Source organism: Rhizobium sp. GW821-FHT14E12, assembly GCF_058803745.1.
This window is the reverse complement of the sequence record NZ_JBXAPH010000002.1, coordinates 99846-112979: the sequence shown is the minus strand read 5'-3', so window position 1 is coordinate 112979 and position 13134 is coordinate 99846. Positions and strand designations below refer to the sequence as shown.

12 protein-coding genes are annotated in these 13134 nt (G+C 61.6%); 8 read left to right on the top strand and 4 right to left on the bottom strand.

Translation table 11 applies throughout. The features are described from left to right. Nucleotides 1-188: 188 nt before the first annotated feature. Nucleotides 189-983, top strand: a complete 795-nt coding sequence (locus AC1RO0_RS08690; protein WP_498592504.1) for a FadR/GntR family transcriptional regulator — start codon at nt 189-191, stop codon at nt 981-983. A gap of 42 nt (nt 984-1025) precedes the next feature. Here AC1RO0_RS08690 and AC1RO0_RS08685 read toward each other — a convergent pair whose 3' ends face one another. The 4 genes from AC1RO0_RS08685 to AC1RO0_RS08670 form a co-directional block, all read right to left on the bottom strand. After that, nucleotides 1026-2522, bottom strand: a complete 1497-nt coding sequence (locus AC1RO0_RS08685; protein WP_498592503.1) for an MDR family MFS transporter — start codon at nt 2520-2522, stop codon at nt 1026-1028. 247 nt (nt 2523-2769) lie between these two features. Beyond that, the gene (locus tag AC1RO0_RS08680; RefSeq protein ID WP_498592502.1) at nt 2770-3246 is read right to left on the bottom strand and encodes a nucleoside deaminase; all 477 of its coding nucleotides are present in this window, start codon (nt 3244-3246) and stop codon (nt 2770-2772) included. Nucleotides 3247-3376: 130 nt separating this feature from the next. Beyond that, nucleotides 3377-3805 (bottom strand): SRPBCC family protein, encoded by a 429-nt coding sequence (locus AC1RO0_RS08675; RefSeq protein WP_498592501.1) that lies wholly within the window; start codon nt 3803-3805, stop codon nt 3377-3379. Next, nucleotides 3798-4133, bottom strand: coding sequence for an ArsR/SmtB family transcription factor (locus AC1RO0_RS08670; RefSeq protein ID WP_498592500.1), 336 nt, complete (start codon nt 4131-4133; stop codon nt 3798-3800). The genes AC1RO0_RS08675 and AC1RO0_RS08670 overlap by 8 nt, the downstream gene beginning before the upstream one ends. Before the next feature lie 258 nt (nt 4134-4391). On the opposite strand from AC1RO0_RS08670, the gene AC1RO0_RS08665 reads away from it, so the two are divergent. The 7 genes from AC1RO0_RS08665 to AC1RO0_RS08635 all read left to right on the top strand — a co-directional run bounded on the left by AC1RO0_RS08665 (nt 4392) and on the right by AC1RO0_RS08635 (nt 13130). Continuing rightward, on the top strand, nt 4392-5525 hold the full coding sequence (locus AC1RO0_RS08665) for an ROK family protein (protein ID WP_498592499.1): 1134 nt from the start codon (nt 4392-4394) through the stop codon (nt 5523-5525). Between the two features lie 9 nt (nt 5526-5534). Then, entirely contained in the window at nt 5535-6977 is a 1443-nt protein-coding gene (locus AC1RO0_RS08660) for a M81 family metallopeptidase (protein WP_498592498.1), read from the top strand. Nucleotides 6978-7096: 119 nt separating this feature from the next. Beyond that, nucleotides 7097-7834: a FadR/GntR family transcriptional regulator gene (locus AC1RO0_RS08655; protein ID WP_498592497.1), complete on the top strand. Its 738-nt coding sequence runs from the start codon at nt 7097-7099 to the stop codon at nt 7832-7834. Nucleotides 7835-7926: 92 nt separating this feature from the next. Then, a complete protein-coding gene (locus AC1RO0_RS08650; RefSeq protein WP_498592496.1) occupies nt 7927-9435 on the top strand; it encodes an ABC transporter substrate-binding protein in 1509 nt (502 codons plus the stop codon). 62 nt (nt 9436-9497) lie between these two features. Continuing rightward, nucleotides 9498-10445, top strand: coding sequence for an ABC transporter permease (locus AC1RO0_RS08645; RefSeq protein ID WP_498592495.1), 948 nt, complete (start codon nt 9498-9500; stop codon nt 10443-10445). Further along, nucleotides 10442-11320: an ABC transporter permease gene (locus AC1RO0_RS08640; protein WP_498592494.1), complete on the top strand. Its 879-nt coding sequence runs from the start codon at nt 10442-10444 to the stop codon at nt 11318-11320. Before AC1RO0_RS08645 ends, AC1RO0_RS08640 begins: the two co-directional genes overlap by 4 nt. A 22-nt stretch (nt 11321-11342) precedes the next feature. Further along, nucleotides 11343-13130: a gamma-glutamyltransferase family protein gene (locus AC1RO0_RS08635; protein ID WP_498592493.1), complete on the top strand. Its 1788-nt coding sequence runs from the start codon at nt 11343-11345 to the stop codon at nt 13128-13130. Nucleotides 13131-13134 lie beyond the last annotated feature (4 nt).

The window sequence follows — 13134 nt, the reverse complement described above, 5'->3', positions numbered from 1 at the left end:
CACGGCCATGCAAGACATGATAGAGTCTTCGTCAAGATATGGCGCAACGAGAACGGCCAAGACAAGGCCGACCAACTATGGAACCACCACGAGCGAGCCTGAACACACCAGCGTGAAGCCAGCTAGAGCCATTATAAGCTGACGATTTCACTCGCACCGCCTTACAATCAGACATAAGAGTCCAACGAATGAAACATGGCATTGATGCAATGATTGCTCCGGCGACCCCGATTTCGAAATTGATCATCACGCAATCGCCATTCGATGCTTATGTCCGCAAATATGGCACGACCCCCCGTCGAGGCGTCTTCGGCTATTTCGTCCATGAACTTGGCCGCCGTATCGTCGGCGGCAGTTACCCGGTCGGCGCGACGCTGCCGAACGAGCCCGATCTGGTGGAGCAGTTCGGCATCAGCCGCACGGTCATCCGCGAGGCGATGAAATGCCTGGCCGGCAAAGGACTGGTGGAAATCAAGACCCGCGTCGGCACCCGCGTCAAGGAACGCGCCAACTGGCATCATCTCGATACCGACGTCATGGTCTGGTACTACGAGACCGGGCCGTCGATCGAGATCATGCGCTCGATCAGAGATCTCCGGCGCGTGCTGGAGCCGGAAGCAACAGCGCGCGCCGCCACGCGCGGCACCGACGAGGATATCGCCGCTATCGCCGCCGCCTATGAGGACATGGTTTCCACTCTCGGCGACATCAACATCAATGCCGATGCCGATCTGCGCTTTCATACCGCGATCTTCGCCGCCACGCACAACATGGTCTACGCGCAGCTCATCGACCTGATCGCCATCGCGATCTACGCCAACCGCACGCTTTCAAGCCACGACGAAGTGGCCGAGGGCCAAAAACGCGCTTTGCCCTACCACAAGGCCATTCTCGACGCGATCGCCGCCCGCGATCCCGAGGCCGCACTCAAGGCCTCGCACCACCTGCTCGATTCCTGGGGCGGCAACGACTACGATTTCTGAGGCGCGACCGCCGCAAGAGCGGCAGCACTCCTCTTCACCTCGTTAGTGCGTCATCGCCTCCCGCGCATCCGTCTTCGGTATCTGCCGACGGCCGGCATCCTGCGCCACCGGAATGAGCCAGGTGGTCGCAAACGCCAGGATGGCGAGCACGACGACGCCCCAGAAGCTCCAGTGCAGCGCCGCGTCAAAGACACCGCGGATCGCCGGATCGGCAGCGAGATCGGAAAGGCCGGTCGGCTGGTTCAGCACCTCATGCAGCCTGGCTGCCAGATCGCCGCTGCCGAAATGAACGATACCGATATTGAGCACGGCGCCGAGGGCGGTCGCACCGAGCGTATTGCCGAGGCTGCGCGAAAAGATGATCGACGCCGTGGCGCTGCCGCGCATCGACCATTCGACGCTTTCCTGCACCAAGACGATACTGGTCAGGCTGATGAGACCCATGCCGAAGCCCATCAGGAACGAGCCGACGCCGGCCAGGATCGGGCTGCTCTCCGGTGTCAGAAACACGAGAAAGATCGCTCCGAAAGGGAACATGAAGCTGCCGGCACGCAGCGTCCTGCGGATGCCGAAGGCGCGGAAGAAACGGCTCGACAGCATCACGGCCAGCGGCCAGCCGACAATCAGCATGGTCAGCGTGAAGCCTGCCACCAATGGTGATCGGCCGAGCACGCCCTGCACATAGATCGGCAGGATGGTCGTCAATCCAATCAGCGCCATGCCGGCCAGAAGCGTGACCGCATTGCTGGTCGCTATCAGCCGTCGGCTCCAAAGTTCGATCGAGATGATCGGCTCCGGCGCGCGCCGCTCCTGCCAGATGAACAGCGCCCCAGTGACGACGAAGACGGCTGCAAGCGGACCGAGGACGCCGAGGCCAGAGTCGGTCTCGGTGAGGATCACCAGCAGCGAGATGATCGCGACGGAAAACAGGATCGTGCCGAGATAGTCGATCTTCGCCTCACGCGGCGTGATCTGCTCATGCAGGAAGAACGTGAAGCCGATGATGGTCAGCACGCCGATCGGCAGGTTGATCCAGAAGATCCAGGCCCAGGAGACATTGTCGACGATGATGCCGCCGACAAGCGGCCCAACGACGGCGGGCACCGCCCATACGCTGGCAAGCGCGCCCTGCACCTTGGCTCGCTCCTCCAGCTTGTAGAGGTCACCGACCACGGTCATCGTTACCGGCTGGATCGCGCCGGCGCCGAGGCCCTGCAGCAGCCGGAAGGCAATCAGTGAGGCCATCGACCAGGCAAAGCCCGCCAGCGCCGAGCCGACCAGAAAGATCAGGATACCACCGATCAGCATCGGCTTGCGGCCGAAAATATCCGACAGCTTGCCGTAGATCACCGTCGTCGTGGACTGCGCCAGAAGAAAGGCGGAGAAGACCCAGCTATAATAGGTAAAGCCACCGAGCTGACCGACGATGTGCGGCATGGCGGTGGCGACAATCGTCGCCTCGATCGCGACCATAAAGGTCGCCAGCATGATCGAGACAATGACCAACGGACGTCTCGAGCGATCGGCCGTGCTGGACATGACATTCCTTTCTGACAAGTCCACCCGACCGCAAACGCGTATAGGCCGTCAATACGGCCATGGGCGAACGATAAATTCTTGAGATCAACGTCGGAGGGTTAAGCAACTACAGGGGCGTTGGCCTGCTGGTTCGTGATGATAAGCATTGCATACTTACACCGGCGGATGTCAACCGTTTAACGAGGTTCGTGCATGATCCGACCGTATCACGTTTTGGGAAGGCATTTGCGCCAATAGAGATCCGGGATCACCAAACGCCGTCGTGCAGCGCCGTTGCTTCTTCGCAAAGCATCGGACCCACCACCTCGACCTTCCGCTGGCCCGCCTCGAAAACCACCCGGCAGGGCAGGTCGAGCGTCGGATTTTCCGGATGATTGCCGGTGATTGCCTTGAGCTGGCTTTCGCTGAGACCATAGACAACGCGGCCGACACCGGCCCAATAAGCGGCGCCGGCGCACATGGCGCAGGGTTCGGCGGAGGTATACATCGCGCATTGCACGAGAAAGCCCGGAGAGTATTGCTGCGACGCCCTGGTCATCAGCACCCGCTCGGCATGGCCGGTCATGTCCTGCGTCGGATTATAGGCATTTTCCTGCTCCATCAGCACGGTACCGTCTGGTCCGACCAGAACGGCCCCGAACGGATGATTGCCGTTCAACCGCGCTCGCGCCGCCACCTCGAAGGAACGGCGCAAAAAGACTTCGTCGTCGAGAGGTGCGGTCATGGTCCCTGCCCTGCAATGAAACGCGTATCGGCAACTTGCGCGATGCTCATCCGGCTGACAAGCCGCTATTTCAGGGCGGAAGCGAGAAATCCTCGGCCGGGCAGAATGACGGCCCGGCCGATGATCGATATCAGACGATACTTTGCTCAAGATTATCCAGGATCGCGTTCCAGCCCTTCGTATGGCCCTGCCGCGCCTCATCGCTGCGGAATTTCACCTGTCTCAGGGTGATTTCCGTCGTATCGGGATCCACCTCAGCAAGATCAATGGTCACCACGCTGTCGTCGAGGGAGTATGGCGACTCCCAGGTAAAGGACAGGCGTGAATGGGGATCGATCTCAAGATAGGTGCCGGCATGCGGGATCTCCCGCTCGGCGGTCACCATGACGATCGAAAATCGCCCGCCTTTGACCGGATCGGTCTTGACCTTGGACGCCACGCCGCCATCGGTGGGCGTTCGCATGAATTTCGCCAGCATTTCGGGCGAAAGCCAGGCATTGAACACTTTCTCGCGCGGGGCCGCAATTTTGCGGTTCACTGTCAATTCAAGCTCAGTCATCTCTTTCATCCTTCGAAACGAGTAGATTCTCCAGCGCCGCAAGGCGCAGCTCCCAAATCGACTTCAGTTGCGCGAACCAGCCCTCCGTCAGCTTCAGCGGTTCGAGCTCCGCGGCAATGAAATGCTCGCGGCCCAAGGTCTTGCGGGTGACGAGACCTGCCTCCTCCAGCACCTTGATATGCTTGGAGACGGAATTCAGGGACATCTCGAAATGCGCGGCGAGCGCCGTCACTCTCAACGCGCCCTCCTGAACAAGGAGCGTCAAGATTTGTCGCCGGGTGGTATCGCCGGCGGCCTTCAGAATTCGTGACAGAGCATCTTCGTCCATTTATTCACCCATACGGTTGAATATACAAAATCGCGCCGGATAGTCAACCATATGGGTGAATATTTTGTATCATCACCGGAGCCGATAATGGCCGTGGTGAGTTTGACCGAAGGTTTCTTGTTGAAAATCAATCCCGCGTTGCAGGTCCCTCACCCATCAGCCGCTGAATGGATTTAGGTCCTTGGTGCAAGCTATTGCGATTGATTTGTTCATTTTCTGAACTTACTGTCAGACTAAATACGCAGGCGGAATATCGAATTGCTCACCTCCTCGCAGCGGCAGCTTCTACGGGTCATCAGCGAATCCGGCCCTCTCAGCCGAACGGTTCTCGCCACGTCAATGGGGCTCAGCAAGGCGGCGATGAGCGGCATCGCCCGCGATCTGATCAGCCTTGGCGTTCTGCATGAGACCGAGACGATCTACGGCCAGGGCCGGCCATCGATCTTGCTGGACCTGCATCCGGAAGGGGCCTTTTTCGTTGGTATCTCCCTGCTCGAGGATCCGGCACCAATGATCCTCAGCGACCTCAACGGCAAGATCATCGCACGAGAGACTATGCCGCTGTCGCGTGATCCGGAGATCATCGCCGGCCTGATCGCCGATGCGCTGCCGAAACTGCTGGCTGGGAAGCCGGATGCAGCCGGCAAATTGTCCGGCCTCGGAGTCGCCCTCTCCGGTTTCGTCGACGAGAAGCAGGCCAATTGCCTGCAATCCACCCTGCTCGGCTGGCAGGATGTGCCGCTTGCCAGGATCATTCGTGAGAAGACCGGCATCGAGACCTTCATCGAGAACGATGCCAAGGCGGTGGCCGTCAGCGAAAAACTGTTTGGCAGCGCCCGCGACATCCTGAATTTCAGCGTCGTCTCGTTTGGCGACGGTATCGGTTGTGCCCATTTCATCGGCGGCAAGCTTTATCGCGGCAATCACGGCGGTGCCGGTGAAATCGCCCATTGCACCATCGAGCTAGAGGGTTCGCCCTGCCGCTGCGGCAAGCGTGGTTGCCTCGACACGGTCGCCTCGATGAAGGCAATCAAGGAGATGTCGAAGGCGGCAGGCCTTGTCTGCACGTCATTGACCGAACTGGAAGAAGAGGCCTCGGTCGGCAACGCCGCCGCCATCCGCATCCTGCACCGGGCCGGCGGCGCGCTTGGCCTGGCGATCGCGCACCTCATTCAGTTCAACGATCCCGGCATGATCCTGATCACCCATGTCGAAGGCAATTTCGACGGTCTGTTCAGCACCGTCATGCGGCAGGCGATCGAAGCCAACGTTTTGCCGCGCTATGCCGGCCAGACGCCGATCCGCACTCAGCGCGTCGACAGCGACGTCTGGGCGCGGGGCGCCGCCAGCATCGCCGCCCATAATTTCCTGATTGGTCCCAACCCGAATTAGAGGTTTCCCATGCGTATCGCCGTCGGTGGCATTCATACCGAATGCAGCACGTACAATCCCGTCCTGGCCGAAGAAAAGGATTTCCGCATCGTGCGCGGCGAAGCGCTGACAGCGGCACCCTATTTCGCTTTCTTGAGGGACTATGACGCCGAATTCCTGCCGACGATCCACGCCAGGGCTATCGCGGGCGGCCCGGTTGCCCGCCATACCTATGAGGCCTTCAAGACCGAGTTCCTCGAGCGGCTCAAACCGCTGCTGCCGCTCGACGGGCTTTACCTCGCCATGCATGGCGCGATGTATGTCGAGGGCATGGAGGATGCCGAGGGCGACTGGATCGCGGCTGCCCGCGCCGTCGTCGGCGACGATTGCCTGCTGTCTGCGAGCTACGATCTGCACGGCAACGTCACCCAGCGCATCATCGACGCACTCGACATGTATTCCACCTATCGCACCGCGCCGCATATCGATGTCGAGGAAACCATGCGCCGCGCGGTGAAGATGCTGACCGAGAGCCTGAAGACCGGCATAAAGCCGATCCTGCTCTGGGCGGCGATCCCGGTCGTTTTGCCCGGTGAGCGCACCAGCACGGTCGATGAGCCGGCCAAGAGCCTTTACGACCTGCTGCCCGGCATCGATGCCATCGATGGCGTTTGGGATGCCTCGCTGATGATCGGCTATGTCTGGGCCGACGAGCCGCGCGCCACCGCCGCCGCCATCATGACGGGCACGGATCGCGCCGTTCTGGAGCGCGAGGCGAAACGACTGGCGCAGGCCTATTGGGACGTTCGGAAGGATTTTGTTTTCGGCTGCGAGACCGGCTCGATCGAGGAATGTGTCGCCAAGGCGATCGCCAGCCCGACCGCCCCGGTGGTGCTGGCCGAATCCGGCGACAATCCAACCGGCGGCGGTGTCGGCGACCGCGCCGATGTTCTGGCGGAACTGATTGCCAAGAGTGCTGACGGCGTCGTTTTCGCCGGGATCGCCGACAAGGCCGCGACGGAGGTCTGCTATGACGCAGGCATCGGCGCCAGGCTCGACCTCACCGTCGGCGCTTCGCTGGACACCAAGGGCAGCAAGCCGGTGACTGCCGAATTCACCGTCAAGTTCCTGCTGCAAGCCGACGACGCCGCCGACCGGCAAGCCGTTGTCTCCATCGGCGGCATCGATCTGGTCCTGTCGGCGAAGCGCCGCCCATATCACAACATCGCCGACTTCACGCGCCTCAGCCTTGATCCGCATCGGGCCAAGATCATCGTCGTGAAATCCGGCTATCTCTCACCGGAGCTGGCCCCGATCGCCAATCCGAACCTGATGGCGCTCTCGCCCGGTGTGGTCGATCAATTCGTCGAACGCCTGCCACGACTGCGCAAACAGAAGCCGACCTATCCCTTCGACAAGGATTTTGCCTTCGTGCCCGAGGTGGCGCTCTCGGCACGTTCGAGCGGCCGGTAGCAGTCGCCACTGCGCAAACATTATGCATTGAGTGCGCCTGCACAAAAAAGAGCTTGACGCTGCGACCGAGTTGAACTTGTATCGGACCAATCAAACATTGGTTCGGACCATTTCACGTCATGGCAGCCAGCGGCCTTCCCGAAAATTCGACCCATGCCCTGGAGAAGCTCCGGGGGCTTTTGAGCTCGGATAGCCTGCTGCCGGATGGGAAACTGCCGACCGAGCGGGCGCTTTCGGACATGTTCGGCGTCAGCCGCCGCGCCATTCGCCGCGCGCTCGAAGTGCTGGAGACGGAAGGCCGCATCTGGCGACGTCAGGGATCCGGCACCTATGCCGGCCAGCGCCCGGATGACTGGAGCCAGCATGTCGGATCAATGGTTGCTGGCACCAATCTCATGGAAATCATGGAAGTGCGCCTGCGCGTCGAGCCGCAGCTTGCCCAGCTCGCCGCCATACGCGCCAAGCCGGACGATATCGAGCGCATGTACGAGCTGACAAAGAAGATCGTGGCCAGCGATGACGCCGATAGCCGCGAGCTTTGGGACGGTGCGCTGCATCGCCTGATTGCGCAGAGCGCCGGCAACCAGTTCTTCCTGACGATCTTCGACGTCATCAATCACGTCCGCCAGGACGAGGCATGGCAAACCATTCGCGAATTGGCCCGCAGCACCAACAACACGCGCCCGGCTTCCTACGCCCAACACATGGCGATCATCGACGCGATCGCGGCGCGCGATCCGATGAAGGCCGCCGAAGCCATGCGCCAGCATCTGTTGATGCTGCAGGAGAGCCTGATCCGCGTCACCTCGCTCGACGCCCAGCCGCTGCAAAAGGAGCTGACCGAGGTGTTTGACTGACCATGGCGGCGGCTTGCGCGCCTAAACTGACCGACCGGAGGGGAAACCGGCCGGAACCGTATTGAAGATAAAAATATAAACAGGAGAACAGGATGAAGATCGCCAAATTTCTGACATCGCTGGCCGCCGGCATGCTGATCGCGCTGCCCGCCTTCGCCGTCGAACTCAAGATCGGCCTTCAGGACGATGCGGACGTGCTGGACCCGGCACAGTCGCGCACCTTCGTCGGCCGCATCGTCTATACCGCGCTCTGCGACAAGCTGGTCGACGTCACGCCGGATCTCAAATTCGTACCGCAGCTCGCCACCTCCTGGAAATGGTCCGCCGACGGCAAGCAGCTGACGATGGAGCTGCGCCAGAGCGTCAAGTTCCAGGACGAAACGCCGTTCAATGCGCAAGCGGTGGTCGACAATATCCAGCGCTACCAGACCCTGCCGGAATCGCGCCGCAAGAGCGAGCTCTCCTCCGTCGCCAAGGTCGAGGCATCGGGCGAATACGAAGTGACCTTCACGCTGAAGGCGCCCGATGTCACGCTGCTTGCCCAGCTTTCCGACCGCTCCGGCATGATGGTCTCGCCGACGGCGGCCAAGGCGGCGGGCGCCAAGTTCGGCGATCATCCCGTCTGCTCCGGCCCGTTCAAGTTCGTCGAACGCGTGCAGCAGGACCGCATCGTGCTCGAGAAGTTCCAGGACTACTGGAACAAGGACAATATCTTCATCGACAAAGTGACCTATCTGCCGATCCCCGACACGACGGTGCGCCTCGCCAATCTGCGCTCCGGCGATCTCGACATGATCGAGCGCGTCGCCGCCTCCGATGCCGGCACCGTCAAGAGCGATAGCAATCTCGTCTATGCCGATGCGATCGGCACCGGCTGGCTGGGCGTCTACGCCAATGTCGGCAACGGCGCGCGCGCCGACAACCCGCTCGGCAAGGACAAGCGCCTGCGTCAGGCCTTCTCGCTGGCGATCGACCGCGATGCCGCCATGCAGATCGTCTATGACGGCACCGGCCTTGCCGGCAACCAGCCCTTCGCGCCAAACAGCCCCTGGTACGACAAGGACATTCCGGTTCCGACACGCGACGTCGACAAGGCAAAGGCGCTGATCAAGGAAGCGGGCTACGATCGGGTGCCCATCGAACTGGCGGTCGCCAACAACCCTGTCTCGATGCAGATGATGCAGATCATCCAGTCGATGGTGGCCGAAGCCGGCTTCGACGTGTCTCTGAAATCGACCGAATTCGCCACGTTGCTCGACGCGCAGACGGCCGGCAACTATCAGCTCAGCCGTTCCGACTGGTCGGGCCGCGCCGATCCAGACGGCAATATCCAGCAGTTCGTAACGACGGGCGCCGGCCTCAACGATTCCAAGTACAGCAATCCGGAGGTCGACAAGCTCTTGCTGGAAGCCCGCCAGTCGCAGGACGACGCAGTGCGCAAGCAGAAATACGATGCAGCCGAGGCGATCCTCAATGAGGACCTGCCGATCATCTATCTCGGCCATCAGGCCTGGATCTGGGGATACAACAAGAAGGTCACCGGTTTTGTAGCCTCGCCGGACGGCATGATCCGCCTCGTGGGCGTGAAGAAGAGCAGCTAGTTCGACAGCGGCCTGCGGGAGAGACATTTCCCGCAGGCCCTTCCCGAGATCAGGATGCGATCATGTACACCTACATCGGAAAAAGGCTGCTGGTCGCCATACCGACGCTGCTGATCATTTCCGTCTTCGTCTTTTCCCTGCAGAAACTGCTACCGGGCGACCCGATCCTCGCCATGGCGGGCGAAGAGCGCGATCCGCAGGTCATCGAGTTCCTGCGCGAGAAATACCGGCTGAACGACCCTGTCATCTATCAATACGGCTATTGGCTGCAGGGCGTGCTGAAGGGTGATCTCGGCATGTCGCTGCGCACCAACCAGCCGGTTCTGACGTTGGTCGCCCAGAAGCTGCCGGTGACGATCCAGCTCGCCGTGATGTCGATGATCTTCGCCTTCGCGATCGGCATTCCCATGGGCATCTTGGCGGCGGTGAAGAAGAACACTATTGTCGACTACCTCGCCAATATCGTTGCCCTGTGCGGATTATCCGTGCCGAATTTCTGGCTCGGTATCATGCTGATCCTCCTGGTCTCCGTGAAGCTGCACTGGCTGCCGGCCTCCGGCTACCAGCCGTTCTTCGAGGATCCCTGGCGCTCGATCCAGACCATGCTGATGCCCTCCTTCGTGCTCGGCAATGCGCTCGCCGCCACGTTGATGCGCCACACCCGCTCTTCGATGCTGAGCGTGCTCAGCGCCGATTACATCCGCACGGCCCGCGCCAAGGGCCTGTCGGAAGCTGTCGTGGTTTTGCAGCACACCTTCCGCAATGCCATCCTGCCCATCGTCACTGTCAGCGCGCTGCTCTTCGGCGAGCTTTTGGCCGGTGCCGTGCTCACCGAGCAGATCTTCACCATCCCCGGCTTCGGCAAGCTCATCGTCGATGCGGTCTTCAACCGCGACTATGCCGTCGTCCAGGGCGTCGTGCTCTGCACTGCCGTCGGCTTTATCGCCATGAACCTGATCGCCGATATTCTCTATGTCCTCCTCAACCCACGTCTGAGGGCCGCCCTATGAACGCGATCGTGCAGACGGCAGTCACCAACGCACCGGCCAAGCGTGCGCCGAACCGCGCCTGGCGCAAATTCAAGGCCAACAAGGGCGCGCTGGTCGGTATCTCTATCATCCTATTCTTTACCCTGGCTGCCATCCTCGCCCCGATCCTGCCGATACCCGATCCGGTCGCCACGAGCTGGTCGGCAATCCGCAAGGCACCGTCGGCCGCGCATTGGTTCGGCACCGACGATCTTGGCCGGGATGTTCTCTCGCGCATGATCTGGGGCGCGCGTGCTTCACTCATGGCCGGCATCTTTTCCGTCGCCATCGCAGTAGTGATCGGCGTCCCCCTCGGCCTCATCTCCGGCTACTACGGCGGCTGGATCGACCAGATCATCTCGCGCGTCACCGAGGCATTTCTGGCGATGCCCTTCCTCATCACCGCGATCGCGCTTGCCGCCTTTCTCGGGCCGAGCCTCACCAATGCGATGATCGCCATCGGATTTTCGGCAACGCCGGTCTTCGTGCGCCTGACGCGTGGACAAGTGCTGGCAGTGAAGACGGAAGATTATGTCGAAGGTGCCCGCTCGATCGGGCTTCGCCATTCCAGCATCATCATCCGCTACATCCTGCCGAACGTCTTCGCCCCGATCCTGGTGCAGGGAACGCTCACCATCGCCACCGCGATCACCGCCGAGGCTAGCCTCTCCTTCCTCGGCCTCGGCCAGCAGCCACCCGCACCGAGCTGGGGCTCGATGCTCAATGTCGCCAAGAACTATCTCGAGCAGGCGCCCTGGATGGCGATGTGGCCGGGTGCTGCGATCTTTCTGGTCGTCATCGGTTTCAATCTCCTCGGCGACGGCCTGCGCGATGCGCTCGATCCGCGCGAAGCATGAATCATCTGAAAGGACATCCGCAATGACCGCATTCACGACACGCCCGGAAATCCTCGGCACCTTCGGCGTCGTCACCTCCACGCACTGGATCGCCTCGGCTGTCGGCATGAGCATTCTCGAAAAGGGCGGCAACGCCTTCGATGCCGCCGTCGCAACGGGCTTCGTGCTTCAGATCGTCGAGCCGCATCTCTGCGGCCCCGGCGGCGACATGCCGGCGATCATCTATTCGAAGAAGAAAGATAAGGTCGAGGTCATCTGCGCCCAAGCCCCCGCCCCCGCCGGCGCGACGATCGAGCACTATACGAAGGAGGGCTTGTCGCTGATCCCCGGCGACGGCCTGCTCGCCACGGTCATCCCCGGCGCTTTCGACGGCTGGATGCTGATGCTGCGCGATTACGGCAAGCTCACCGTCCGCGAGGTCCTTGAGCCGGCGATCCACTATGCCGAGCGCGGCCATCCCATCCTGCCGCGCGTCGCCGCGACCATTGCCGGCCTCGCCGACTTCTATCGCAAGGAATGGCCAACTTCCTACGAAACATGGCTGCCCGGCAGCTCTGCCCCAGAACCCTGGTCGAACTTCAAGAACCCTGTCCTTGCGGAAACCTGGAAACGGGTCGTCTCTGAAGCGGAAAGCAAAAGTGGCCGCGAGGCGCAGGTCGAAGCGGCGCGTGACGCCTATTATCGCGGCTTCGTCGCCGAGGCGATCGATACCTACGTCCGTAAGACCGAAGTGATGGATGCCAGCGGCAGCAAGCACAAGGGCGTGCTGACCGCCGACGACATGGCCAACTGGTCTGCAACGATCGAGGAACCGCTGACCTATGATTATCACGGCTGGACCGTCGCCAAGATCGGCCCCTGGGGCCAGGGACCGGCCTTTCTGCAAACGCTATCGCTGCTGAAGGGCTTCGATATCGCCGCCATGAACCCGGCCGGCGCGGACTACGTCCATACCGTTACTGAGGCCATGAAACTCGCCTTCGCCGACCGCGAGGTCTATTACGGCGATCCGAACTTCTCGAAAGTGCCGCTCGATATCCTGCTGTCGGACGCCTATGCCACTGAGCGCCGCAAGCTGATCTCGTCGCAAGCCTCTTTCGACCTGCGTCCCGGCAAGATCGCCGGCTTCGAAAGCCAGTACGATCTCACCATGTCCATGCTGGAGGCACCGGAAGCCACGGCCGGCGCGGTCTATGAGCCGACCATGTCGCATCTGACCGAGAAACGCGGCGATACCGTGCATATCGACGTCATCGACCGCGAAGGCAATATGGTGTCGGTGACGCCATCCGGCGGCTGGCTGCAATCCTCGCCGATCATCCCGGGCCTCGGCTTCTGCCTGAATTCGCGCGCGCAGATGTTCTGGCTGAAGCCCGGCCTGCCTTCGTCGCTTGCTCCGGGCAAGCGCCCGCGCACGACGCTGACGCCCTCGCTCGCGCTCCACGAAGGCCGCCCGACGCTCGCCTTTGGCACGCCAGGCGGCGACCAGCAGGAACAATGGCAGCTCGCCTTCTTCCTTCGCTATGTCCATCACGGCCTGAACCTGCAGGAGGCGATCGACCGGCCGCTGTTCCACAGTACGCATTTCCCAAGCTCCTTCTATCCCCGCACGCGCGAACCGGGCGGTCTTACGGCCGAGGCCAATTTCAGCCCCGAAGTGCTCGATGCACTGCGCCGGAAGGGTCACAAGCTGACGGTTGCTCCGGAATGGACAGTCGGACGATTGACAGCCGCACGACGCGATACCAGCGGCCTCTTGCGCGCAGCCGCCACTCCGCGCTTGATGCAAGCCTACGCAATCGGGAGATAAGCCA